Source organism: Acinetobacter brisouii (genome assembly GCF_008993995.1).
GTDB classification, from domain to species: Bacteria; Pseudomonadota; Gammaproteobacteria; order Pseudomonadales; family Moraxellaceae; genus Acinetobacter; species Acinetobacter brisouii_A.
In genome coordinates this window covers 24,768-49,761 of record NZ_BKNN01000017.1, presented here as the reverse complement: position 1 = coordinate 49,761, position 24,994 = coordinate 24,768, and the positions used below count along the sequence as shown (strand labels likewise).

Genomic DNA, 24,994 nt, shown 5'->3' with positions numbered 1-24,994 from the left:
GATTTGGTTTTGATGTAAATCGAATTGAGTAGAAAGTTCAGCGAGTGTGTGGTCGCCTTTAATTGCTGCGAGAGCAACTTTAACTTTAAACTCTGCTGAATGATTACGACGTTTTCTTCGTGTCATGGTTGACTCCAAAAACAAGCATTTCCCATGCTTATTGGGGAGTAGATTATCACTTATAGGCATGGTCTAAAATCCTAGACCCACATCATTTACACTCAGACCGTAGACAGCATTTTTTAATACATCCTCAACACACCATCATTTAAATTTAGAAAAAAGTGAAGCCAAGAAATGGCTCTTCTCCCCATTTACGCAAACTTTTGTAAAAATACTGGTTAATATTTGTTTTTTTTGCTGAGATATGCGCTCCCATTTTTCATGCATATAATACCGTTAATATGATACTTAAAATAACACGTTGGTCTTGTATTGCCTTATTGGGCGCAGGGCTGTTGGGATGTGACACAACAGGTTCAAAAAAAACGCCCATTCCAACCATTAAACCTCGTGAACCTGTGATTGCCCTTGCCTTAGGCGGTGGCGGTGCCAAAGGTTTTGCACATATTGGGGTGATTAAAGTTCTTGAATCGCATGGGATTAAACCCAAGATTGTTACGGGAACCAGTGCAGGAAGTTTTGTCGGCAGTATTTATGCCAGTGGCAAAACGCCATATCAGTTGCAACAACTTGCTATGCAACTCAAAGAGTCAGACTTACGTGATCTCACTTTTAACCGTCAGGGCATCGTACTTGGGCAAAAACTCCAAGATTATGTCAATGCCAATGTTGGCAATAAGCAAATTCAGCAATTTCCAATACGTTTTGCAGCTGTTGCCACTCGTCTAGACAACGGTAAAAAAACTGAATTTATTCGTGGTAATGCAGGACAAGCTGTTCGTGCATCTTGCAGTATTCCCAATGTCTTTGTTCCTACAACGATTGCAAATGTAAAATATGTCGATGGCGGACTTGTCAGTCCAATTCCTGTTGGTACAGCGAAAAGTATGGGGGCAGATATTGTGATTGCCGTTGATATTTCTGCCCGTCCAACAAAAACAGGCGCAGGAAACATGCTGGGTTTACTGGATCAAACCATCAATATTATGGGACAGCAAAGTATTAACCAAGAATTACAACAAGCGACTGTGGTGATTCAACCCAAAGTCGGGAATTTAGGTGTGCTCGATTTAAGCTCAAGTCAAAATGCCATTTTAGAGGGTGAACAAGCCGCTCAGCGTAAAATGCCAGCGATCGAAGCTGCGATTGCCAACTTCAAAAAATCTCCTGCTGCACTACGCCCTGCACCTCGCGCACGTTTCTAAAAACATTCAACAAACATATTCTTTAGCTGCATCATCTGCTACATTAGTGGATGATGCAGTTTTTGCAAATAAAACCAATAAATAGAGACGACTTATGCATATTGTATTAGAGCCTTGGCACTGGGTTGTTTTAGGCGTTGCTTTAATGCTGATAGAACTGGTCGTGCCTACTTTTGCCGCCATTTGGTTTGGTATCGCAGCAATTATGGTCAGTATTTTATATTGGCTTTTCCCTTGGATGGGCTTTGCCACACAAATTGTGACGTGGACTGTTTTATCTATTTTATGCACGATTCTTTGGTTTAAATTTATCAAACCATTATCAATTGATAAAACCAAAGCAGGTCTGCCACGTGAAGCGACAATTGGGCAAATTGGCATGGTCATTCAGACTGATTTGAATCATGAACAAATCAAAGTTCGCTTTTCCCTCCCTGTATTGGGAACAGATGAATGGTTATGCCGTAGCACTTCCTCTCATTTACAAGTAGGTGACCGTGTCATTGTGACTGATATTTTAGGCAATGATCTTTTGGTTGAAGCCTACTCATCACAACAAGGAAAATAAAAACATGAGCGCAAGTATTATTGGTTTAGCACTGTTAGCTTTTGTTGCAGTGACAATTTTTAAAGGTGTCAGAATTGTACCGCAAGGTAACAAGTGGATTGTGCAGCGTTTGGGAAAATACCACACGACCCTTGGGCCGGGTTTAAGTATCATCATTCCTTATATTGATGATATTGCATACAAAGTGACCACCAAAGATATTGTCTTGGACATTCCTTCCCAAGAAGTAATTAGTCGCGACAATGCAGTATTGCTGATGAATGCAGTGGCATACATCAACCTCACTACCCCAGAAAAAGCGGTGTATGGGATTGAAAATTTTAATATTGCCATTCAAAACCTAGTTCAAACCTCATTACGTTCGATTGTTGGTGAAATGGATCTTGATGATGCTTTGTCGTCACGTGACCACATTAAAGCCAAACTGAAAGCTGCGATTTCCGATGATATTGCAGACTGGGGAATTACCTTAAAAACCGTTGAGATTCAAGATATTCAACCGTCTTCAACCATGCAGGCGGCAATGGAAGCCCAAGCAGCAGCGGAACGTCAGCGTCGTGCAACAGTCACCAAAGCAGACGGTGAAAAACAAGCCGCGATTTTGGAAGCGGATGGTCGTTTAGAAGCATCACGTCGTGATGCAGAAGCTCAGGTGGTCTTGGCTGAAGCTTCACAAAAAGCCATTGCCATGGTCAGCTCTGCTGTAGGTGATCAAGAAATTCCAGTATCTTATTTGTTGGGTGAACAGTACATTAAAGCCATGCAGGATATGTCGAAATCCAACAATGCTAAAACTGTGGTTCTGCCTGCCGATGTGTTGAATACCATTCGTGGGATTATGGGGCGTGACTTAAAATAGTCTCTCAGAAATAAAAAAGCGGCTAATGCCACTTTTTTAATGTGCTCTTGCCAGTAAAAACTGGGTAATTGCATGGAGTTGCTGAGCATCTTCACCAAAATGGCTTAAAGCTTGTAGTGCTTGATCGTGCAGTTGCTGTGCATAGGCTTGTGCAGCATCTAAACCCAACAGTGCAGGATACGTCGATTTCTCAACTTCAAGATCTTTCCCTGCGGTCTTACCTAAGACTTCAGTATCGGCTGTAATATCCAAAATATCATCTTGCACTTGAAAGGCCAGACCAATCGCTTGACCAAACTGACGCAATTGAGGAATGGCTAAATCTGTACCTTTAAAAATGGTCACCGCTGCCATCATGATTGCCGCCTGAATCAAAGCACCCGTTTTGTTGCGGTGAATATTTTCCAGTGCTTCTTGATCAACCCGCTTTCCTTCAGCTTGTAAATCAAGCACTTGACCACTGACCATTTTGGAACTCGCCGTCGCCAAAATCTGCATTTGTTTTAAAACAATACTTGGCTCAATCACGACACCTGTATCGAATAAACGGCTACCAAGTACTTCATACGCCATCGACTGTAATACATCACCCGCCAGCAAAGCCGTATTTTCCCCAAAAGCGACATGGCAAGTGGGCTGTCCACGGCGCAATGAGTCATTGTCCATACACGGTAAATCATCATGAGCCAATGAATAACAATGAATCAGTTCCACTGCAACCGCAGCGCGGCGAACTGCTGCCGATGGTGCATGAGTCTGTAAAGCAGCTGTGGCATAACACAGCGCAGGGCGCACTCGCTTACCGCCTAGCATGACAGCATGATAGACCGCCCCTTTTAAAGGTTCTGGCAATGCAAAAGCATCCAGCGCTAAAGTGAGGTCTTGCTGAATTTGTTGCTGTGCAGATTTTAAAACGTCTGCGGATATGGATGCGAGTGTTGACACATCTGCCTCGGACATATAGAAATTACGCTTTTTTGACGAATTCTGATTTAAGTTTCATAGCACCAATCCCTGTGATTTTACAGTCAATATTGTGACCATCAGTGGCATCGGCAAGTAAGCGAATATTTTTAACTTTTGTACCAACTTTAACGACTGAAGATGAACCTTTGACTTTTAAATCTTTGATGACTGTAACGCTGTCACCATCTTGTAAGGGCTGGCCATGTGCATCTACAATCTGTGCGCTGCTTTCAGTCGCTGCTTCGCCTTCTTTCCATTCATAAGAACATTCTGGACAGATCAATAAATCACCATCAGCATAGGTATATTCTGACTGACACTTTGGGCAAGCAGGAATGGTCATGTAATCAACCTCAAAATAAAAGGCATTATCGCCTGAATGTTGATTTTTTTCAAAAATATCTGAACATCTCTAATAAAATGTGCATATTGAGCCATAAATAGACTATTTTTTAATCATTAAATCTTGATGTTTTTCAAAAAGTTATAATACAAAGGTCGCACATCGATGAGTCACGCTTAACGCTAGGCTAAATTATAGCAATCTATTACAATACAAAATCTTGTGAATTACCGAGCATACGATTTTGAGTAACGAGTCATCGAAATTACAGCGTGGCTTAAAGAACAGACATATCCAACTGATTGCAATGGGTGGTGCAATTGGTACGGGTCTGTTTCTAGGCTCCGCACAAGTCATCCAATCTGCTGGGCCATCAATTATTTTAGGCTATGCAATTGGTGGTTTAATTGCTTTTTTAATTATGCGTCAACTGGGGGAAATGATTGTTCATGAGCCAACAACAGGTTCATTCAGTCACTTTGCGTATAAGTATTGGGGGAATTTTCCAGGCTTCTTAACAGGCTGGAATTACTGGATTTTATATATTTTGGTGGCAATGTCCGAACTGACGGCGGTTGCCAAATATATTAACTATTGGTGGCCATTTATCCCTGCGTGGGTGTCAGTTCTGTTCTTCTTTATTGTGATTACCCTTGTGAACTTGGGTAATGTCAAATTCTATGGAGAATCTGAATTTTGGCTGGCGATCATTAAAGTCACTGCTGTGATTGCCATGATTATTTTCGGCATCGTGCTATTGGTCACGGCTGATCCAAGCTCAGGTTCAACCATTACTAATCTTTGGACACATGGTGGTTTCTTCCCGAAAGGTTTTGATGGCTTATTTTACATGCTGGCCTTCATTATGTTTGCCTTCGGTGGGATTGAACTGATCGGGATGGCAGCAGCCGAAGCTGAACAACCTGAGAAAACCATTCCGAAAGCCATTAATCAGGTGGTTTTCCGTGTTCTGATTTTCTATGTCGGTTCACTGACGATTTTATTATCGCTGGTGCCTTGGGATAAACTGGAACTTGATGGTTTAGATAAAAGCCCATTCGTGATGATTTTCAGTCAGTTAGGTATTGGCTGGGCAGCTAGTATTTTAAACTTCATTATCTTAACGGCTGCACTTTCTGTGTATAACAGCGGTATGTACGCCAACAGCCGTATGTTGTTTGGTTTGGCTGAACAAGGCAATGCACCAAAAGTATTTTTAAAAGTTAATAAAAGTGGTACGCCAATTCCTGCGGTGTTGTTCTCTGCACTGATGATTTTTGCATGTGTATTGCTGAACTACTTTGTTCCTGAAGATGCTTTAGGACACTTGATGTATATCGTGGTCGGTGCTTTGGTACTGAACTGGGCGATGATTGCCTTGACTCACTTGAACTTCAAAAAAGTGGTGATTGCTGAAGGGATTAAAACCAAATATCCATCATTCTTATACCCAATCACGAACTACATCGTTTTAGGGTTTATTGCTGCTGTACTCTACATTATGTGGATGAAGGGCTTTAAAGAGTCGGTGATTATGATTCCAATCTGGATCGTGCTCATGTTTGTCCTCTATAAAATGCTTGCAGCGAAAAAATCTTGATGAGAATGGGTTTATTCAGAATTTTCAAAAATGAATAAACCCAATTTTCTGAGTATTTTTAAAAAGTTATTACTCAGCAATAACTTTTTTTTTATTTAAGTTTGAGGTAGAGTAATGCCTGAGTTGCGGTCTTAGCTTAACTGGATAGAGCAGTTGCCTCCTAAGCGACCGACGTGGGTTCGAGTCCCGCAGACCGCACCAACTTATAGTTTATTTTTAACTTTTACAGTCCAAATAAGATACCAACTAAAAATAAAATCAATAACTTAAATAAAGTTATTATCTACCCAAGTATAAAATACCCTATTGGAATTTAGATTTTTTTGCGGTATTTTTTACGGTAAGACTACTGATCAAAAAAATTTATACCGCAAAAATGCCAAAAATCGTTATTCCATTTACAGATACAAAGATTAAGACCATCCTCTGTACACGACAAATTTCATAGGGCCCTTGTCCTATCAGGCTTTTTCTTTCTTAAAATTGCGAGCACTTTCTTAAATTCTTCTTTTTTCCAAAACCAATCAAACGTAGAATAGCCATCTGAACATAGTCCAAACCGTAGCGAAATAAACTTACTGAAAGTCGTCCATGCTTCTTTATTTTTATCGTTTTTTCGATCATGTTGCCATTCACCTGTTCAATAGCACCAACAGAAACCGATAGCTCGCACTGCTATCAATTTCTTGACTCGTCTAGGGTCTGTTAAACGAGTATTTTCAAGATTGAATCCACGTCCTTTGAGACAACTAAATAAGGTTTCGATTTCCCAGCGTAATGCATAATCACGAATAGCAGAAGCATTAAACATAGGAGAAACAACAAGTAAAAGTTCTCCATCTTCTAATCGTAACGCACTAATATACAGTTTCACTCGACCAACCCAAATACGTCATTTACGACATTCAGTTTGACCAACTTGAAGATGACGAAATAAATCACTAATTTTATGATTCTTGGATAAGTGATTGGTCACAATAAAGTTTTTTTAACACGTATACAGAAGTTAATGTCATTTTCAATTCACCATGTAAACCACTGCTCACCGATAAACTCTCTGTCTGCGAACACATTCACAATACGGTTTTTACCAAAAATGGAGATAAAGCGTTGAATCAAAGCAATACGCTCTTTTGTATCTGAATTGCCACGTTTATTGAGCAATGTCCAAACAATAGGTATCGCTATTCCACGATAGACGATGGCTAACATCAAGATATTGATATCTCGTTTTCCCCATTTCCAGTTGGTTCTATCCAAAGTTAAGTGGACTTTATCGAATGAAAATATATTGAAAATTAACTGAGAAATTTGACGATAATCGAAATACTGATCTGCAAAGAAGCGTTGTATACGTCGATAAAATGATTGTGGTAAGCACTTGATGGGTAAGGCTTTAGATGCAGAAGAAAGATTACATGTCTGTTTTACAATTAATGCAATCATAATCAGTGTAAAACATTTTACATGTGACTTGTTCCACTTTAGATATTTATTTAAGATGAGATGTAACTCATTGAAATGTGTCATCATATTCGTCGTCAGAAAACAAGTATTATGCCATTATTTCAATGAGTTATCTTTTTTTGTCGTGTACAAAGCAAATAGATAGATCATCACTGAGCTGTTTAGGATCGCATGGACAATAAAATACCTAACATTTATTTGCTTTTATTTACATTGTATTGGGCGCAGGGCTTACCTGTCGGCTTTATGACACATGCTTTACCTGTGTTGTTACGTGCAGAAGGGGTGTCATTGGCAAAAATTGGTGGATTCGGTTTGTTGATGTTACCTTGGGCACTTAAAGCATTGTGGGCGCCATGGATTGACCAAAGACATCGCTTTCGATTTTGGATTTTATGGACTCAATTTTTTAGTATTATTCTTTTAATTATTCTTGCAAATTTATCTATTTTAAATTTACAACAACCCACTCAGCTCTATGTATTTTTTATTGTGCTGTTTTTGCTCAATAGTGCAGGTGCAACCCAAGATATTGCGACAGATGGCCTCGCGGTTCATCTTCTTCATAACCACCAACAGCATTGGGGAAATGCTTTACAGGTCATTGGCTCTCGGCTTGGTTTTATTGTGGGAGGCGGAGCAATGTTGTGGGCTGTGGGGATTTGGGGGTGGCATAATAGTTTTCTGGGTTTGGCTGTATTGATTGTACTCAATACAATTCCGATTCTCTTTTATCGACAGCATTCAGCATCATTCAATCATTTGAAAAGTAATACGATAAGCCAACGAAGTTGGCGAATCTATTTTGATTATTTTATTAAACAAAAACAACAATTAATGTGGTTGTTGGTTTTGTTGAGTTTTAAAATTGCGGATGGTTTACTGGGGCCTATGTCAAAAACCATGATGGTTGATCTAGGCTTATCTTTATCACAAATTGGGCTTTTTATCTCAATACTTGGTGCGGTTGCTGCCCTGATAGGCGCTTGTGTCGCGGCTGGTATGTTGCGTTTTCTTAGAAGAGATCAGGCATTGATTTGGCTGAGTAGTATGAAATTATTAAGCTTATTGGGTATGGTTTGGCTTGCCATCGAGTTGCAGTCACAGCATGTTGTTTCGCATTTTCTTATTTATCTATTACATGCTTTTGAAGAGTGTTGCTCTGCCATGTTACTGGTGGTTATATTTACATTAATTATGCAGTATTGCCGTATGGAATATGCTGCAACTGATTTTACTTTACAAGTTTCTGTTATGGCATTGATGAATGGGTTTTTTTATTTTTTAGGTGGAATTATCACGCAATATATAGGCTATAGCAAAATGAGTAGTTGTGTAGTTTTAATTGGTTTTATAAGTTTATATCTTATTTTTAAGTGGAAAAATGGATATATGAAATGAGAATCATATTTGAAAACTAGACGAAAATTATAAAAAAGTAATTTTTTTCGTAATTGATCTTGGAAAAAAGTAAATTTAACATTATTTTTTGTGAGCTTCTACGACTTAAGCTGTATAGAAATATATGGAATAAGTAACGAAGATTAAATTTCTTAAGGGATTGTCATAATTTTGTTACCTTAGTTTGGAATAGTAGCGATACTTTCAAAACAACAAGTTTTTATTGGAATGGAGAATACTGTGGTCAAGGTAAAAACATTAGCACTTTCAGTGGGTGCAGCTTTAGCTTGGGGAACACTTGGTTCAGCACATGCTGCAACAACAACACAACAAGTTGCAGATTTGAAAGCGCAAGTTGCGGAACTGCAACAAATGGTGCAACAGCTTTCTAGCCAACAACAATCACAAGCAGTGCAATTGCAACAAACAGCAGAAATTGCAGCAGCAAAACCAGCGCCAGTTGTAGCGCCAGTCGCAGCTAGCACAAAACCAGGTTGGTTTACCCTTCCAGATGGTCAAACTCAAGTTAAACTTTATGGTAGCGTTCGTGTAGATGCAACTTACGATACTAAAGCGAACCCTACTTCAAGTATCTACAACAATACCAACAGTGTTCCGCTTAACTCCGCAAATGGTACGAAGAACAACTTAAACGTAACAGCAGCAACTTCACGTATTGGTTTAGACATTGTACGTCCAACTGAATATGGTGATTTGGTTGGTAAAATTGAAGCTGACTTTGCAGGTAATGCAACAAATTCGTCATACATTAACGGAAATGGTACTTTCCGTGTTCGCCATGCTTATTTCTCATTGGGTAAATGGTTAGTGGGTCAAACGACTTCTCCATTCGTCAATACCGATACAGCACCTGAAACTGTCGACTTTAATGGTCCAATGGGCTATGGTTCACAACGTAATGTTCAAGTTCGCTATACACAACCAATCACGGCTAACCAAAAATTATTGTTAGCACTTGAAGGCGGTGATGTTGATAATATTAATAGTAGTAGTAATACATATACAGCAACTACTACAACTGGCTCATTTGGTGCTACTGGAATTACTACAAACTCAGGCGGTAACCGTTTACCTGCTTTAACTGCACGTTATGATATTGCAACTGCTGATAAAAAAGGTTTATTGCAAGTTCATGGTTTGGTTCATGAAAACCGTGTTTCTGTAGCGACAGCAAGTAACAATACAGGTACTAATATTGATGAAACCAAATTAGGTTGGGGTGTTGGTGTTGGTGGTAAATATAGCTTTACACCAAATGACACTGTATTTGCAAACTATTATCATGTAAAAGGTGATAATAAATATTTACTCTATACTAACCCTGCATACGTTGCTGCAATTAATGGAACCAGTTTGAAGGATACAACAGATGTATCTATTTATGAAAGTGAATATGATACAGGCTTATTGGGCTATTCACACAAATGGTCACCACAATGGCGTTCAACTGTAGCAGCAGGTGCAATTTGGTATAAAAATGATAATGATTACGCAGCTAAAGCACCAAATTTGAATAAGAAACTATATAACATTATTGTAAATAGCTTCTATTCACCAGTGAAAAACGTCGACTTAGGTGTTGAATATACTTATGGTCAACGTGAAACATTTGCAAGCAAAACGCCAATTACAGATAATCAAGGCGATTACTCTCGCGTAAACTTGATGGCTAAATATAACTTCTAATTCTTTTTCTAGAATTTTAAGTTCAAACCGTAGTCAATTGACTGCGGTTTTTTTATGCCTATTTCATTCCAAATAGATTGATTGATCAATAATATTTTTAATTTGATAATATATTAGAAAAATATCTGAAGCTTTTTTTTAGCATTTAAATCATAACTAAAGAAATAGCTAAAAAACCGCTATGAGGTCTATAAGTTGTTGTTTAAGTGTTTTTTAAGTTAGTCCTTATACATTGCAAGTTCCTTGCGGAAGAATAAATATGTTGAAAATTTTTAGTCAGGTTAAGACTCGACTTAAACCAATCAGCCTGAGTCGCTTCAATTTTATTATTGCGGCATGGTTAGCGCTTGCGCTCAATTTCACTTTTTATCAGCAATCTTTACATTATGCTGATTTAACAGGGGCACACAGTGCAATTTTTGCAATCGGATTGGGTTTAGTTTTAACACTGTATTATTTCATTTTTATGCAGATTTTATCTTGGCAGTGGAATAAAAAATGGATTGCCTGTCTTTTGCTGTTTATTGGGGGATGCAGCGCATATTTTGTGAATAGTATGGGGATTATGATTACTCCAGAACAGATTCAAAATATGATGCAAACTGATCATACCGAAGCATTAAACTTGCTCTCTTGGCAATATTTAGTGTGGTTTGTGCTGATGGTCGTTTTACCGATTGGCGTTGTAATCATTTTGCCTGTCAAAAAAGATACTTTATTGCCACTACTGGGTAAAAAGTTCGGGAGTATTATTGTCGCTGTTGCATTGGCAGGTGGTGCAGTCTACTTAAATTATATTAATTTTAGTTCATTATTTCGTGGGCATCGTGAGGTGAAAAACCTGATTTCACCCAATAATGTGTTTAGCTCAGGACTAAGTTATTATAAAAAGTTATCCTATAAACCTTTGCCTTTGCTGCAATATGGTTTGGATGCTCGGCATAATACAGCAGCCACTGTAAATCAGAAGCCTAAGTTAATGGTTTTGGTGGTTGGTGAAACAGCGCGCGCTGAAAGTTTCTCATTAAATGGTTATAGCAAAAATACCAATCCTGAATTGGCAAAAGTCACAGGATTAATTAATTTTACCCAAGCTAGCTCTTGTGGCACAGCAACAGCAGTTTCAGTTCCGTGTATGTTCTCAGGTATGCCACGTACAGAATATGATGAACGTTTGGCATCGCATCGAGAAGGTTTACTGGATATTGCCAAACGTGCAGGTTATCAGATTACATGGATCGAAAATGATTCGGGTTGTAAAGGGGTTTGTAATCGCGTCAATAATTTCGTAATTCCTGACGATATTAAGAAAAAATATTGTGAAAATCGTGATTACTGTTTAGATGGGGTATTACTTGAAAGTTTACAACGTTATTTAGAGCAGATTCCTGCAACTGATCACAGACCACAATTGGTGGTGTTGCATCAAATTGGCAGTCATGGTCCTGCATACTATCAACGGACAACCCCTGAGTTTGCGCCTTTTCAGCCAATTTGTGATACCACTGCGATTCAGAGCTGTGAACGAAGCAAATTGATCAACAGTTATGATAATAGTATCGTGTATACAGATCATATCTTAAGCAAAATTATTGGCGTATTAGCCCAAAATGATAAATATCAAACGGGTTTTTGGTACTTATCGGATCATGGAGAGTCAACAGGGGAAAATGGTTTGTATTTGCATGGTGCACCTTATGCATTAGCACCATCACAACAAACACATATTCCAATGATGATGTGGTTTTCTCCCGAATGGCAACGTTCACGCCCACAACAAGTGGCTTGTCTGATGCAACAGCGGCAAGCCAAACGAGGGCAGGACAACTTATTCCCAACTTTGCTGGGGTTGCTCGATGTTGAAAGTCAAACCATTCAACCTAAACTAAATATGTTGGCACAGTGTGCCAACCCATAAATTGTCAATAGAGTGCATCGCATGTCCAAGATCTTAATTATTGAAGATGACTTCATGATTGCAGAGTCCACCATCACCTTATTGAAATATCATGGTTTTGATGTTGAGTGGGTCAATAATGGTGTTGATGGTCTGACAGAATTATCTAAGCAAACTTTTGATATTGTGTTGCTTGATCTTGGCTTGCCGATGATGGATGGTATGCAGGTTCTCAAGCAGATTCGTCAACGTACCCAAATTCCTGTATTGATTATTTCAGCACGAGATCAGCTCGAAAACCGTGTTGATGGCCTAAATCAGGGTGCAGATGATTATTTGGTCAAACCTTATGAATTTGAGGAGTTATTTGCGCGTATTCAGGCGCTGCTACGCCGTGCAGGTGTGGGAATTAAAGCACCAAGTAATGACAAAGTCTTGCGTAATGGCGATTTGATGTTAGATATTGAACAGCATATTGCCAAATTCAAGGGACAAACCATTGAACTGTCCAACCGTGAATGGGCAATTTTGACTCCGTTGATGTCGCATCCCAATAAGATTTTTTCTAAGTCAAACTTGGAAGACAAGCTATATGATTTTGACAGTGAAGTGTCGAGTAATACGATTGAAGTATATATTCACCACTTGCGTGCCAAATTAGGTAAAGATTTTATCCGAACGATTCGTGGTTTAGGCTATCGTTTAGGGCATAACTGAGTTAGATAAGATGCAAAAACCTAAGTCATTAGGCTCAAAACTGGTTGTATTGACGTCACTCTTGAGTCTGGTGATGGCGTGTATTTTGATGTTTTCGACTTACCATATTGCCTTGAAAGAACTGACCCGCATCCTCGATACCCAAATGCAATTTTTGGCAACCCGAGCGACTACATTCAACTTAAAAAGTACCCATAGCAGTTTTAATCTTGATCATGAATATGAGCGTCAGGAACTGTTTATGGATATTTGGTCATATGATGATATTAATCAATTAAAAACCAATGATTTGCTTGTCCCTCGGGTAAATAAGGCAGGTTTTTATCAGCATGAAACAGACAATGGTACATGGTACACCTATGTGTTACCTACAGCCAAGTTTCAGATCCAAGTCAGCCAGCATGAGCGAACACGTCAGGTTTTGGCTTTAGAGCTAGCAGGAAGTATGGTATTGCCTTACATTTTGATTATGCCTTTTGCGCTGTTTATTATTTTTTGGATTATTCGAGGGAGTTTAAAACCATTAGATGATTTAAAAAATGAACTGGCTCAGCGTGATTCAAATGAGTTAAGTCATATTCAAGAAGCGCAATATCCTATTGAGTTGTTGCCTGCAGTGAATGAAATCAACTACTTATTTGATCGAATTTCTAAAACTCAGCAAGAGCAGAAGCAGTTTATAGCCGATGCTGCACATGAGTTGCGTACTCCAATTACAGCATTGAATTTACAAACTAAAATTCTCTTACGCGATTTTCCTGAAAATACAGCGCTCATCAATCTCAGTAAAGGTTTGGCTCGAATTCAACATTTAGTGAGTCAGTTGCTGGCCTTGGCGAAGCAGGATGCCTCGGTCAATAGCGTGGAAATGTCCAAAAAATTTCGTCTGAATGATGTAGCACTGAACTGCGTTGAACAGCTCATGAATTTAGCGATGGAGAAAGAAATTGACTTGGGATTTGAACGTAATGATCAGGTGATTCTACAAAGTTATGAACCGACTGTTCATTCGATTGTCTATAACTTAATTGATAATGCGATTAAATATACACCTGCAGAAGGTGTCATCAATATTTCGGTTTATGCTGATTCACAACAGCAAAAAGCCTATGTGTGTATTGAAGACAGTGGCCCAGGAATTCCTCAAGAGCAGTATGAACAGGTACTCAAGCGTTTTTATCGCGTCCATCACCATTTAGAAGTTGGAAGCGGTTTGGGCTTGTCGATTGTACAAAAGGCAATTCAACATGTGGGTGGTACACTGCGCTTCGACCGTAGTTTGGAGTTAGGGGGCTTACAAGTACTGGTGGAGTTGCCGACACATTTGGCTGCAAATGACTAATCTTCAGTTTTGAGATTGCTTAAGAAAATCAGAAAAACCTTCATACGTTTACCATCATTGCCTGTTTTTTCAACACCAACACGATTGAGCCAAGCAAAGCGATGTCCTACTTTGTGAAGTTGAAATAAAATATCTTGTCGGTCTTTCAATTCATGTTTGATCAATTGTTCAATGCTTGGGCGTTCCTGCTCATTAAAACGAAATGCTGTAGAAAATAATAAACAAAGCCAGTCACGCGCCTGACAGGTTTCTAAGTCTAAAGTTTGATGAGGGTCAGTTTCAAAATCGATAAATGAAATATTCTGCTGGCTATCGACTAAAATATTACGTGCAAATGCTTCACTTAAATAGCAATTTTTTGCATGGATTTTCTTTAGTGCATGAACTGCTGTTTCAAAAAGTTGTTTACGTTTGTTGAAATCTGGTTCACGTGCCAAAGCGTGGTCGAGTTGCATGAGTTGTTGGTCATGATTGGCAATATCTTGAATCAGTAAACCCGTATCAGATTCTGCTAGCACTTTTGGCACAGAAACCCCAATTTTTTCGAGCTGGCGAATACGTTGAGCTTCACATCGAATAGCATCTGAACCACCATAGTTAGGTACGGGTGCTAGAATTTGCATATTGAGGAGTTTAGAGAACCATTGTAATGGCAGATATAACCACCAAGGATGCCGTTTTGATGCTTTTTTAAGCCATACTTTTAAGCCATCAATTACATACGGCTGAATAGAGCGGCTTTGGTTAGAAACCGTATGTTCTAAAAAATCTTGATATTTGGGCATGCAAACAACGACACCTAATTTAGGCAGTAAACAAAACAAATCGGATTGAAAATGTATCTCAGTTTGCAAAATAAGTATAGGACTATCACCAAAATATTCGGAGGTAGTCCTGAATTTAGCATTCACATTGTTGAGGTAGTTTTTGAAATTTAAAACTTATTTTCTTCAGCATTTGCTGAAATTTTATGAATAGATAAGTCAGCACCGCGATATTCTTCTTCTTGGGTTAAGCGAATCCCCATGGTGACTTTGAGCAAGCCATAAACACAGAATCCACCTGTAAGAGCAATCACGATTGCTAGGAGTGTACCAATGATTTGTGCAACGAAAGACACACCACCTAAACCACCTAATGCTGTTTGCCCAAAAATACCCGCAGCAATGCCACCCAATGCACCACATACGCCGTGCATTGGCCATACGCCTAAAACATCATCGACCTTGAGTTTATTTTGGGTATATGTAAACAGTTTGACAAATACGATACCTGCAATACCACCAATCACTAAAGCGCCAATTGGGTGAACAATATCTGAGCCTGCGCAGATCGCGACTAAGCCTGCAAGTGGGCCATTGTGCAAGAAACCAGGGTCATCTTTGCCCATATAATTGGCTGTAATGGTGCCGCCCACCATTGCCATCAGTGAGTTGATGGCAACCAGTCCTGAGATTGCATCTAAACGCTGCGCACTCATCACGTTAAAGCCAAACCAGCCCACCATGAGAATCCATGAACCAAGCGCTAAGAATGGAATAGATGACGGTGGGTGAGCTGCCACAGCGCCATCTTTACGATAACGCCCATAGCGTGCACCTAGCAAAATGACCGCAGCAAATGCAATCCAACCGCCCATTGCATGGACAACGACTGAGCCTGCGAAGTCATGAAAGCTTGCACCAAAGGTTTGCTGTAACCAGTTTTGGAAACCGAAATTCCCATTCCAAATCAGTCCTTCAAAGAAAGGATAAACCAATCCGACCAGCAATAGGGTTGCGATGGCTTGAGTTCGCATTTTGGCACGCTCTGCGATACCGCCAGAAATAATTGCGGGGATAGCAGCAGCAAAAGTGAGCAGGAAGAAACAACGCATTAGGTTATAGCCATGTTGTTCAGCTAAAACACTGCCCGTATGGAAAAAGTGCTGACCATAAGCAATATAATAACCCACAAAAAAGTAAGCAATCGCAGAAATAGCAAAATCCGATAGAATTTTACTCAATGCATTGACCTGATTTTTATGTCGAACTGTACCCAGTTCTAAAAATGCAAAGCCAGCATGCATGGCTAGAACCAGAACTGCACCGAGCAATAAGAATAAAATATCGAAATTTTGCATTATGGTCGCTTAAAAATAGTGCTAATTTGGAAATATGCACAAGTATAGCGATGCTGATTGCACCAATATAGAAATCATTTGATGGAAATTTTAATCATGAAAATCTAAAAATACATAAGACTCGATATAAGGCATTTTATGCACTAAAACGGAAAAATGGCACAAAAATAGTGCTTAATGATTGGATGTGACCATGATCTTTATGGGTTCATGAAATGCATTTGGCAGGCATAATAAAGTTTTCAAGTTCATCGTATTTCTTTAAACAAGAGGTAAAAATGTCCAATTTGCAAGACCCTCGTGTATTTTTAGCTTTGGAGCGCACCTTACTGGCATGGAATAGGAGCAGTTTGGGGTTAATTGCATTTGGTTTTTTATTGGAGCGTTCAAGTTTGCTGATACATGTGCTTGAACCGACCCAAAACTCGCCTAAAGTTGCATTAAGCAAATGGTTTTCTGTATTGATTGTCCTCTTGGCAGTCGTGATCAGCCTTTTTTCAATACGCCAATATAAAGTTGCGTTGAAGTCGTTAAACCCTTCGGAAATGATTGTTGGTTATCGAACAGATTTACCCGTAATGCTAGGCTTGATTAACATCTTATGTGCAGCGATGCTCTTTGTGATTTTTTTCGTATAGCGATGGCTAAGTAAACTGAATTGTACTTTGACTGTTGATGTGTTTACGCATTCAAAAACTTTCTTAAAACAATGTAAAAGTATCGGAATTGGATGTTTGAAGTATTTATAAAGAGATAATAGCAATGAGTCACATTACTGCGGTGCTTTGTTAATCTTGCTATAGTGTTGCTTTTGCAAGTGTGATTGGCGATGACTTTTGATCTCAAACTAACGGTACAGAAAAAGACTGAACTTTCCCCACAGCAGAAAAAGCTCAATCGCCTGATTGATAAAATTGAACAGCAAAAAATCAGTCTGGCTGCATGGCAAAATGCACAGGATGAGATTCAGCAGTACACCCGTCAAAAACTTTTCCCTATTTATGCAGAATTGCATACGGTGTTGTTTCAGCAAATGCAGCAACTTTGGACAATGCTGAATAGCCATGAATTTTCCAAAGCCGATATGCAGCAATTGGATGAGAAAATTGCCAGTCTTGGGAAAATCTTGAAACGTTCCAAAGCACTGTCTAGTGAGCAACACACTCAAGTGACCCAAATCAATACCTTTTATCAGCAAGTTGCAGCGCAATCGAATGCTAAAAAAAGCAAAAAGTCGCAGAATATCCGTCTAGAAAATCAGGAAACTTCTCAGGAAGATGAGTTTGATATAGAGCAGGACTTTGAACAATATGCTGCCGAGCAGCAACAAGCCCGTGAACAAGCCAAGCAGCAACGGCTGCAACAAAAATGCGAGCAAGCCGAGCAAATGGCAGCACAATCACTTAAAACCGTATATTTAAAAATCGCTGCAATGATTCACCCTGACCGTGAGCAAGACGAAAGCAAGAAAGCCGAAAAAACGATGTTGTTTCAACAGGCGAGTCAGGCGTATGAACAGCAGGATTTGTTTTATTTATTCAAACTTCAATTACAGCTTGAACATAAAAAAGGTGCAGGGGCTAAAGAGTTATCTGCGGAACAAGTAAAATTTTATAAACTGGCTTTGGATGCGCAAAGTCAGCAGCTTGAAAGTCAAATTGATGAGATTTTAGATTCTTTTCAGTTGGCGAAGAAGGTGAAAGCGGAGCATGTGCATATTAGTGATGTGTATAAAACTATAGATGCAGATTGTGCTGAGTTAAAGCAGCAATTGAAGTGGGAAAAAGAGCGTTTAAAGCATATGAAAAAGGTGCGTGGGGTAGAGATGTTATTGGAGCATGGGGTGCTTTGATTGTAGTATTAGACCCTCTCAAATAGAGGGTCTATGGGTTAAGCCGATTGTTGAAGTTCTATTTTTTCAATTTCTTCTAGCGCACTTCTCCATTTAGAATCCTTTTCCATATGTCCACGTAGAATTGCAGAAAATGGGTAGTGTGATTTTAAACGGTGACGAATTTTTCTAGCTTCGACTATTTTTTCTTCATCAAGCCAATTATCTAGATTTTTGAAGAATTCGCGTCTTAGATCTAGAAAATCACTGTGAACTTCAATTATTTTTTCTCTTAGATCTTCTTTGCTGACTTCTTGAATACCACTATTTGCATTATTAAAACATCTAGTAATGAGTTCTTTAGAAGTTTCAGCTTGAGTGTGATAGGTGTTTCCGTTAGGACAAGCATTCATTACTTCAATATCTTCATCAGGCATTCGGTAATAAACCTTAATCCATTCTTCAACTAGATGATCTCTATTACAACAATCGAGCATATCATCATAGTATTTATTTTTAATGGAATTACACCGTGAACAAGCGTAATAGAGATTGTTCCAATCAAGCTTTAGTTGTTCATCATCCAAATGTGGAATGAAATGTTCAACATTAAGGTTTGGAAAATGCTTCTGTTCACAGATATAGCATTTACCATGGAAATCTTTCTTTAATTGCTTAACAACCACAGGATCTTTATAGTCCTTTGTAGTCCAATCCGTTGGTCTAGCAGATTTGGATACTTTAAACATCTAAATCCTCCAACTGATCGTTGTCTGCTAGTAGATTGATGGCTTGTAAATATAAATTTTTCAAACTTTTATCTAATAGGTCATTTTTTTCTAGTTCGACTAAGTTTTTGACTATTGATCTTATTTTCACATAATTGTTTGGGCTGTCAGTTAATAGGTTTTTTAATATTTCGATTAAATTCTTCGTGTCCGAACTAATAGGATTGACATGAAATAATCCCTTAATAACTGATTCATAAGAATAACGACTTAAATCTTCTTCAAAGAATTCTCCACTAGAAATATCGTAAACTACAGTGTCATTATCAGTAGATGTAATTACAAAGGGTGAGTGGGTACTTACAATAAATTGGACTTTAGGAAATGCTTTTATCAGAAAAGGTAAAACTTTCTTTTGTAGAGATATATGAAGATGAACGTCTATTTCGTCAATAATAGCTATACCACATAATTCTTCAGGTGAAATATTTTGAAATTGTGCGCGTACCAGTAGGTTTGCATAGATATTAAAAACAGCCTTGAAACCTGAAGAAAGCGAATCAAAAGTGAAAGATATGTTTTTATCTTTTTGGATAATTAAAACTTCATCTCCATTTTTTGTAAACGAAAGCTCTATAGTTGGATTCTCTAAAATTGATTGGAGATCATTTTCAACTTTTAAAAACCACCTTTCTATTTCGTTTGTATCGAATATACGTGCGCCAAAAGGTTTTGATGGATAATTTTGTAGTGTTCTAAATTGTATTAAGGTATTAAAAGCCATTTTTTGATCAATTAAAAAAGCTTCCAATGCTTGTTCAACATCTTTTTTTTGTTGGTTTTCTTTAAAAGTTTCAAAACTTTGAAATACTTTTAAGGTAAATTGATCAGATTTAACTCTAGATGATTCGAAGTGATATATATTTTTTGAATGATCATAAGGGAGTATTTCCAACTCTTTACTTGTTTCTAAATAAGTTTGCGTTAATTTAATCAAAGAGTTGCGGAAATTATCAATATGGTGTGGATGGTTGTAGTAGTAATATTCTTCTAAATTAGAATTTGGGTTTTCGATAATTAAATGTTCATATTGAGTTTGATGGTCTGTTTTAAGGAAATAAGCTCTCTTTTTTCTATCAAAAAGTACATGTTTTTGGTTAATTAATTTTGTAATACTTATTAGTTGTGATTTGTAACTATTTTCAGATGTATACGAATTTCTAAATTTATTTATTTCCTTAATTTCTTGAGTCTTTAAACCTAGTGAAACAGGATAATTATTAATTCCTTTTTTTAGTAATTCAGATATTTGTTCCCGTAAAATATTTCGAGTGTATAATTCGGTATCCTTATTATTTTCTAATTCTTTTACTAATGTATTAAGAAATCTTGTTTTACCTGCGCCATTCTTACCGGTAATTACTAAATGTCTTCCGTTAATTGGTATTGTTTTGCTATGAAAAGAAATAGTATCTATGAAATTCATAAAAAATTAATAAAGGGCTGAATAATCAGCCCTTTATACACAAATTAGATCAAACTAACAACACCTTAAAGCGCAGCAATCTGCTCCATATTCGCTTTAATCTTCACTAACTGGTCTGCAAACTCAGCCAATTTCGCTTTTTCACCTTCAACCACAGCCGCAGGTGCTTTCGCTACAAAACCTTCATTGCTCAGTTTAGTCGCAATTTGGTCATGCTGCTTTTGTACTTTGTCTAAGTCTTTTTGTAGGCGACCAAGTTCCGCTTTCGGGTCAATTAAACCTTTCATTGGAACGAATACAGATACGTGACCTACAACAGAAGAAGAAGACAATGGTGGTTGTTCAGCATTAGCCAAGAAGGTAATGCTTTCCACTTTCGCTAAAGCCTTAAACAACGCTTCAATACGTGTGATCTGTGCTTTTTCCGCTTCAGTGGTGTTTTGAAGCAATACTGGCAATAAACGTGCATTACCTAAGCCCATTTCACCACGAATGTTACGTACCGCACCAATCAAACCTTGCAGCCATTGCATATCGGCTTCAGCTTGTTCGTTTACACGCTCAGGGTTCGCCACAGGGTACTGCGCCAGCATAATGGTTTCGCCAGCAATACCAAGTTTTGGTGCAAGCGTCTGCCAAATTTCTTCAGTCAAATACGGCATGAGCGGATGTGCAAGACGTAAAGATGCTTCCATCACAGCAAGCAATACGCGACGAACTTCTGCTTTACGCTCTTCAGAAACTTCAGCATCGTTCAGAACTGGTTTGGTTAACTCGACATACCAGTCGCAGTATTCATTCCAAATAAATTCGTAAATGGCTTGAGCAGCCAAGTCTAAACGATAGGTCGCAAATGCTTGTTGAACCGCAGCTTCAGCTTTTTGTAAACGGCTGATGATCCATTGTTCAGGCAATTCCCACAAATCAGGACGCGCTTCGGCACCAATCGTTTGACCTTCAACATTCATCATCACGAAACGGGTTGCGTTCCAGATTTTGTTGGCAAAGTTACGGTAGCCTTCAACACGCTTCATGTCGAACTTGATGTCACGACCTGTATTGGCAAGTGCGCAGAATGTGAAACGCACCGCGTCTGTACCGTAAGCTTGAATGCCTTCTGGAAACTCTTTACGAGTTGATTTTTCAATCTTCGCCGCTTGTTTCGGGTTCATCAAACCTGTAGTACGTTTTTGAACCAAGGTTTCAAGGTCTACACCGTCAATTAAATCTAATGGGTCAAGTACGTTACCCTTAGATTTAGACATCTTCTGACCTTCGCCATCACGGACTAAACCATGCACATACACAGTTTTAAACGGAACTTGTGGCGTACCGTCTTCATTTTTCATGAAGTGCATGGTCATCATGATCATGCGCGCGACCCAGAAGAAGATGATGTCAAAACCAGTGACTAATACATCTGTCGGGTGGAAAGTATTCAGGAAATAGTTTTCCGCATCTTTTTTGGCATCACCTGTCCAATCTAAAGTCGAGAATGTCCACAGTGCAGAAGAGAACCATGTATCCAATACATCTTCGTCTTGGCTGAGTGCAACATCGGCAGGGATGTTGTTTTTCGCACGGACTTCAGCTTCGTTACGACCGACAAAGACATTACCTTCAGCATCGTACCAAGCGGGAATACGGTGACCCCACCAAAGCTGACGTGAAATACACCAGTCTTGAATGTTGTTCATCCACGCCATATACATGTTGCTGTATTGCTCTGGCACAAACTTGATGCGACCATCTTTCACCGCTTCAATTGCAGGCTCAGCCAATGGTGCAATTTTTACATACCATTGGTCGGTCAATAATGGCTCAACGATCACACCTGAACGGTCACCGCGTGGTGGTTTCAAGGTGTACGGTTGAATTTGATCTAACCAGCCTTCCGCTTCTGCCTGTTCAACCAATTTCTTACGTGCAGCAAAACGCTCTAAACCAACATAGTCAGCAGGGGCTGCGATGGTTTTAGAAATTTGCTCGCCTGCTTTGGCAATGTATTCAAATTCAGCCAAGACTTCCGCATTTTTGTTGAAGATATTGATGATTGGCAATTCGCAGCGTTTGCCCACTTCATAGTCATTGAAGTCGTGTGCAGGGGTGATTTTTACACAGCCTGTCCCGAATTCTTTGTCGACATATTCATCTTTAACGATAGGAACGGCACGACCTGTAATCGGCAGAATAATGTTCTGACCCACAAGGTGCGTATAGCGTTCATCATCCAGTGCAACTGCAACTGCTGTATCACCGAGCAATGTTTCAGGACGTGTGGTTGCGACAACGATGTGATCTTTACCATCGTGCGTGCGTAGATTTTTATCTTCAAAGAAATATTTGAAATGCCACAATGAACCTGCTTCTTCTTTATCTGACTCAACTTCTAAGTCAGAAAGCGCAGTTTGCAGTTTCGGATCCCAGTTTACGAGGCGTTTACCACGGTAAATCAAGCCGTCTTCATGCAGTTTAACGAACACTTCTTTGACTGCATTGGATAAACCTTCATCCATAGTGAAGCGTTCACGTGACCAGTCTACAGAAGAACCTAAGCGACGGATTTGACGAGTAATATTCCCGCCAGACTGTTCTTTCCATTCCCAAACTTTCTCGATGAACTGTTCACGACCCAAGTCATGACGGCTGATATTTTGCGCCGCAAGTTGGCGTTCAACCACCATTTGGGTTGCGATACCCGCATGGTCAGTCCCAGGTTGCCACAAGGTATTTTTACCTGACATACGGTTGTAGCGGGTCAAGGCATCCATAATGGCATTGTTAAAACCATGCCCCATGTGCAAGCTACCAGTGACATTTGGCGGCGGAATCATGATACAGAATGACTCACCTTGCTGAGATGGCTTAAAGTAGCCTTTCTCTTCCCAAGTTTGGTACCATTTTTTCTCGATCTCGGTAGGATCGTAAGTTGTAGCAATATTCTGAGCGGAATTCGCAGTTGCGTCAGTCATAGTTAACAGATCAAAAGTGCAAAAAAAATTGGTTTCATTGTAGCAAAAAAATCCACAAGATTAAGCTACAAAGCGTCGGCAATCTGCGGCATATCATGCGACAATGTTCAGTTAAGCGATAAATTGGATGTTCGAAGCAGGATTTTCTATGGGGTATGTGGTCAGTTTGCAGGTCAACCCGCAAAGTTATGCAGAGTTTTTGACATTACAACAGCAGTTCAATGCTGCCACCAAACATAAACTGGCACATGAGTTGGGGCAGCTTCTTGCCGATGTTGCCGTACAAATTATTCAGCAGGTATTTGTTGATTTGCTGATGCAGCAAAAGCAGCGTGTACAGCGTCCAGAAGGACATAAGATTGCCCAAGAGTCTGAAAAAGTGGTGCAGCATGTGCTCGATGCCTTGAAAAAATATTTACCGTGGTCGGTGGCGCTGCTTAGTAATGCGCGTTTGGCGGGCATTGTTAATTATTTTGCGAAATGTATTGTTGTGGAACAGGATCAGGTGTTTTTACGCTATCCTGTAACCGATGCGCTGGTTGAGCAAACTTTAACATTCATTCAAAAGATTCAGGCAGGTGATGCCAGTCAGATCAGTCCTGCTTTTCATGCACTGACTGAAATTATTGACCAAGGGGTGACACATCTGATTCGTATTCCCAAAGAAATGCTTGATTTTAATTTTGTAATCGATAAAACCTTAAATGGTGTGATTCAAATGACCACGCACATGGGTTATAAGCGCCTACATGGTTTGGGGGATGAGGTCGATTTACATGTTGCACCCTATTATATCGATCATTTTTTGAAATTTTTGATTCGTGATACACATTAAACGACAGGTACATGATGAAAGCACAAAATCTGCAAGATCAAGTGGTTTGGGTTACAGGGGCATCTTCTGGCATTGGGCAGGCTTTGGCGATTGCTTTTGCTGAATTAGGTGCGCAACTGGTTTTGTCTGCGCGCCGTGACAGTGAGTTGCAACGCGTCAAAGCATTATTACCGAATCAGGATAAGCATTTATGTGTGCCGCTAGATATTACCAATGCGCTGCAAATTGAGCAGGCTTTACAGCAGGTTTTGGCAGAAAAGGGCAGAATCGACTGGCTGATCAATAATGCAGGTTTGAGTCAGCGTGCATTAATTCAGGACACCTCAATGGAAACTGAACGAAAAATCATGGAAGTGGATTATTTTGCCCATGTGGCTATGACCAAAGCCGTTTTACCGACTTTACTGAAACAGAAGTCTGGTCATGTGGTGTTTATTTCCAGTGTGGCGGGGCTGATCGGAACGCAATATCGTGCGACGTATTCAGCAGCCAAAGCCGCGATTCATATGTGGGCAAACAGTTTACGTGCGGAAGTCGCTGCACAGGGGATTGATGTATCTGTAGTGTTTCCTGGTTTTGTCAAAACCAATGTGTCACTCAATGCTTTGACAGGTAACGGTGAAGCACAAGGTTTTCAAGATGAAGCCATTGAGCAGGGTTTGGATGCCGATGAATTTGCTCAGCAGACTGTAAAAGCATTACTGCAAAAGCAAGAATATATTGTGATTGGTGGGCGTAAGGAAAAACTGGGTGTAATGTTATCGCGTCTAGCACCGAGCATTTTGTATAAACAGATTCGTAAAGCGCAAGTGAAATAAGTGAAAA

Annotated in this window: 20 protein-coding genes, 1 tRNA gene and 2 pseudogenes; 14 read left to right on the top strand and 9 right to left on the bottom strand. The window is 39.3% G+C overall.

All coding sequences use genetic code 11. From position 1 onward, the window contains the following. Positions 1 to 126 (bottom strand): annotated as a pseudogene (locus GBN19_RS06590) (IS3 family transposase); the annotation flags it as partial. A gap of 278 nt (positions 127 to 404) precedes the next feature. Here GBN19_RS06590 and GBN19_RS06585 point away from each other — a divergent pair. The 3 genes from GBN19_RS06585 to GBN19_RS06575 all read left to right on the top strand — a co-directional run bounded on the left by GBN19_RS06585 (position 405) and on the right by GBN19_RS06575 (position 2,755). Next, on the top strand, positions 405 to 1,328 hold the full coding sequence (locus GBN19_RS06585; RefSeq protein WP_151777573.1) for a patatin-like phospholipase family protein: 924 nt from the start codon (positions 405 to 407) through the stop codon (positions 1,326 to 1,328). 94 nt (positions 1,329 to 1,422) lie between these two features. After that, positions 1,423 to 1,896 carry an NfeD family protein gene (locus GBN19_RS06580; RefSeq protein ID WP_151710620.1) on the top strand — a complete coding sequence of 158 codons (474 nt, stop codon included), beginning with the start codon at positions 1,423 to 1,425 and terminating at the stop codon, positions 1,894 to 1,896. 4 nt (positions 1,897 to 1,900) lie between these two features. After that, positions 1,901 to 2,755 carry an SPFH domain-containing protein gene (locus tag GBN19_RS06575; protein ID WP_151710619.1) on the top strand — a complete coding sequence of 285 codons (855 nt, stop codon included), beginning with the start codon at positions 1,901 to 1,903 and terminating at the stop codon, positions 2,753 to 2,755. Positions 2,756 to 2,791: 36 nt separating this feature from the next. Here the strand turns inward: GBN19_RS06575 and GBN19_RS06570 are convergent, their stop codons facing one another. Continuing rightward, the gene (locus GBN19_RS06570; protein WP_375707860.1) at positions 2,792 to 3,715 is read right to left on the bottom strand and encodes a polyprenyl synthetase family protein; all 924 of its coding nucleotides are present in this window, start codon (positions 3,713 to 3,715) and stop codon (positions 2,792 to 2,794) included. A gap of 7 nt (positions 3,716 to 3,722) precedes the next feature. Further along, a complete protein-coding gene (locus GBN19_RS06565; RefSeq protein WP_111894820.1) occupies positions 3,723 to 4,064 on the bottom strand; it encodes a zinc ribbon domain-containing protein YjdM in 342 nt (113 codons plus the stop codon). Between the two features lie 244 nt (positions 4,065 to 4,308). Between GBN19_RS06565 and GBN19_RS06560 the strand changes: the two genes are divergently transcribed. Together GBN19_RS06560 and GBN19_RS06555 are read left to right on the top strand one after the other, a co-directional pair. Then, positions 4,309 to 5,664, top strand: a complete 1,356-nt coding sequence (locus GBN19_RS06560) for an amino acid permease (protein ID WP_151777572.1) — start codon at positions 4,309 to 4,311, stop codon at positions 5,662 to 5,664. Positions 5,665 to 5,789: 125 nt separating this feature from the next. Beyond that, positions 5,790 to 5,865 (top strand) — tRNA-Arg (locus GBN19_RS06555). Positions 5,866 to 6,106: 241 nt separating this feature from the next. Here GBN19_RS06555 and GBN19_RS06550 read toward each other — a convergent pair. Next, positions 6,107 to 7,194 (bottom strand): annotated as a pseudogene (locus GBN19_RS06550) (IS4 family transposase). Positions 7,195 to 7,302: 108 nt separating this feature from the next. On the opposite strand from GBN19_RS06550, the gene GBN19_RS06545 reads away from it, so the two are divergent. From GBN19_RS06545 to GBN19_RS06525, 5 genes are all read left to right on the top strand, one after another. Beyond that, entirely contained in the window at positions 7,303 to 8,532 is a 1,230-nt protein-coding gene (locus GBN19_RS06545) for an MFS transporter (RefSeq protein WP_151777571.1), read from the top strand. 240 nt (positions 8,533 to 8,772) lie between these two features. Further along, a complete protein-coding gene (locus GBN19_RS06540; RefSeq protein WP_151777570.1) occupies positions 8,773 to 10,239 on the top strand; it encodes a DcaP family trimeric outer membrane transporter in 1,467 nt (488 codons plus the stop codon). 259 nt (positions 10,240 to 10,498) lie between these two features. Beyond that, entirely contained in the window at positions 10,499 to 12,157 is a 1,659-nt protein-coding gene (locus GBN19_RS06535) for a phosphoethanolamine transferase (protein ID WP_151777569.1), read from the top strand. A gap of 21 nt (positions 12,158 to 12,178) precedes the next feature. Then, positions 12,179 to 12,853, top strand: a complete 675-nt coding sequence (locus GBN19_RS06530) for a response regulator transcription factor (RefSeq protein ID WP_151710613.1) — start codon at positions 12,179 to 12,181, stop codon at positions 12,851 to 12,853. Positions 12,854 to 12,863: 10 nt separating this feature from the next. Further along, positions 12,864 to 14,195 (top strand): ATP-binding protein, encoded by a 1,332-nt coding sequence (locus GBN19_RS06525; protein WP_215903481.1) that lies wholly within the window; start codon positions 12,864 to 12,866, stop codon positions 14,193 to 14,195. Here GBN19_RS06525 and GBN19_RS06520 read toward each other — a convergent pair. Together GBN19_RS06520 and GBN19_RS06515 are read right to left on the bottom strand one after the other, a co-directional pair. Beyond that, the gene (locus tag GBN19_RS06520; protein WP_151777568.1) at positions 14,192 to 14,980 is read right to left on the bottom strand and encodes a lipopolysaccharide kinase InaA family protein; all 789 of its coding nucleotides are present in this window, start codon (positions 14,978 to 14,980) and stop codon (positions 14,192 to 14,194) included. The two genes, GBN19_RS06525 and GBN19_RS06520, sit on opposite strands and share 4 nt — an antisense overlap. A gap of 149 nt (positions 14,981 to 15,129) precedes the next feature. Further along, the gene (locus GBN19_RS06515) at positions 15,130 to 16,317 is read right to left on the bottom strand and encodes an ammonium transporter (protein ID WP_151777567.1); all 1,188 of its coding nucleotides are present in this window, start codon (positions 16,315 to 16,317) and stop codon (positions 15,130 to 15,132) included. A 278-nt stretch (positions 16,318 to 16,595) separates the two neighbouring features. Between GBN19_RS06515 and GBN19_RS06510 the strand changes: the two genes are divergently transcribed. Both GBN19_RS06510 and GBN19_RS06505 read left to right on the top strand, forming a co-directional pair. After that, the gene (locus GBN19_RS06510) at positions 16,596 to 16,955 is read left to right on the top strand and encodes a YidH family protein (RefSeq protein WP_151777566.1); all 360 of its coding nucleotides are present in this window, start codon (positions 16,596 to 16,598) and stop codon (positions 16,953 to 16,955) included. Between the two features lie 191 nt (positions 16,956 to 17,146). Then, positions 17,147 to 18,169, top strand: a complete 1,023-nt coding sequence (locus GBN19_RS06505; protein WP_151777565.1) for a molecular chaperone DnaJ — start codon at positions 17,147 to 17,149, stop codon at positions 18,167 to 18,169. A gap of 38 nt (positions 18,170 to 18,207) precedes the next feature. On the opposite strand, the gene GBN19_RS06500 is transcribed toward GBN19_RS06505, so the two are convergent. From GBN19_RS06500 to GBN19_RS06490, 3 genes are all read right to left on the bottom strand, one after another. Further along, on the bottom strand, positions 18,208 to 18,897 hold the full coding sequence (locus GBN19_RS06500; protein WP_151777564.1) for an HNH endonuclease: 690 nt from the start codon (positions 18,895 to 18,897) through the stop codon (positions 18,208 to 18,210). Beyond that, positions 18,890 to 20,362, bottom strand: coding sequence for an AAA family ATPase (locus GBN19_RS06495; RefSeq protein WP_151777563.1), 1,473 nt, complete (start codon positions 20,360 to 20,362; stop codon positions 18,890 to 18,892). Before GBN19_RS06495 ends, GBN19_RS06500 begins: the two co-directional genes overlap by 8 nt. Positions 20,363 to 20,427: 65 nt before the next feature. Next, complete coding sequence (locus GBN19_RS06490; protein WP_151777562.1) at positions 20,428 to 23,334, bottom strand: valine--tRNA ligase; 2,907 nt, start codon at positions 23,332 to 23,334, stop codon at positions 20,428 to 20,430. A gap of 127 nt (positions 23,335 to 23,461) precedes the next feature. On the opposite strand from GBN19_RS06490, the gene GBN19_RS06485 reads away from it, so the two are divergent. Both GBN19_RS06485 and GBN19_RS06480 read left to right on the top strand, forming a co-directional pair. Then, positions 23,462 to 24,169: a hypothetical protein gene (locus tag GBN19_RS06485; RefSeq protein ID WP_228271228.1), complete on the top strand. Its 708-nt coding sequence runs from the start codon at positions 23,462 to 23,464 to the stop codon at positions 24,167 to 24,169. A gap of 11 nt (positions 24,170 to 24,180) precedes the next feature. Next, positions 24,181 to 24,987, top strand: coding sequence for an SDR family oxidoreductase (locus tag GBN19_RS06480; protein ID WP_228271227.1), 807 nt, complete (start codon positions 24,181 to 24,183; stop codon positions 24,985 to 24,987). Positions 24,988 to 24,994: the final 7 nt, after the last annotated feature.

Coding starts and splice junctions, on each gene's coding strand:
- GBN19_RS06510 (WP_151777566.1), top strand. CDS start 16,596: ATGTCCAATTTGCAAGACCCTCGTGTATTTTTAGCTTTGGAGCGCACC.
- GBN19_RS06570 (WP_375707860.1), bottom strand. CDS start 3,715: ATGTCCGAGGCAGATGTGTCAACACTCGCATCCATATCCGCAGACGTT.
- GBN19_RS06480 (WP_228271227.1), top strand. CDS start 24,181: ATGATGAAAGCACAAAATCTGCAAGATCAAGTGGTTTGGGTTACAGGG.
- GBN19_RS06545 (WP_151777571.1), top strand. CDS start 7,303: ATGGACAATAAAATACCTAACATTTATTTGCTTTTATTTACATTGTAT.
- GBN19_RS06505 (WP_151777565.1), top strand. CDS start 17,147: ATGACTTTTGATCTCAAACTAACGGTACAGAAAAAGACTGAACTTTCC.
- GBN19_RS06520 (WP_151777568.1), bottom strand. CDS start 14,980: ATGCCCAAATATCAAGATTTTTTAGAACATACGGTTTCTAACCAAAGC.
- GBN19_RS06500 (WP_151777564.1), bottom strand. CDS start 18,897: ATGTTTAAAGTATCCAAATCTGCTAGACCAACGGATTGGACTACAAAG.
- GBN19_RS06515 (WP_151777567.1), bottom strand. CDS start 16,317: ATGCAAAATTTCGATATTTTATTCTTATTGCTCGGTGCAGTTCTGGTT.
- GBN19_RS06585 (WP_151777573.1), top strand. CDS start 405: ATGATACTTAAAATAACACGTTGGTCTTGTATTGCCTTATTGGGCGCA.
- GBN19_RS06485 (WP_228271228.1), top strand. CDS start 23,462: ATGTTCGAAGCAGGATTTTCTATGGGGTATGTGGTCAGTTTGCAGGTC.
- GBN19_RS06535 (WP_151777569.1), top strand. CDS start 10,499: ATGTTGAAAATTTTTAGTCAGGTTAAGACTCGACTTAAACCAATCAGC.
- GBN19_RS06525 (WP_215903481.1), top strand. CDS start 12,864: ATGCAAAAACCTAAGTCATTAGGCTCAAAACTGGTTGTATTGACGTCA.
- GBN19_RS06565 (WP_111894820.1), bottom strand. CDS start 4,064: ATGACCATTCCTGCTTGCCCAAAGTGTCAGTCAGAATATACCTATGCT.
- GBN19_RS06495 (WP_151777563.1), bottom strand. CDS start 20,362: ATGAATTTCATAGATACTATTTCTTTTCATAGCAAAACAATACCAATT.
- GBN19_RS06490 (WP_151777562.1), bottom strand. CDS start 23,334: ATGACTGACGCAACTGCGAATTCCGCTCAGAATATTGCTACAACTTAC.
- GBN19_RS06580 (WP_151710620.1), top strand. CDS start 1,423: ATGCATATTGTATTAGAGCCTTGGCACTGGGTTGTTTTAGGCGTTGCT.
- GBN19_RS06530 (WP_151710613.1), top strand. CDS start 12,179: ATGTCCAAGATCTTAATTATTGAAGATGACTTCATGATTGCAGAGTCC.
- GBN19_RS06575 (WP_151710619.1), top strand. CDS start 1,901: ATGAGCGCAAGTATTATTGGTTTAGCACTGTTAGCTTTTGTTGCAGTG.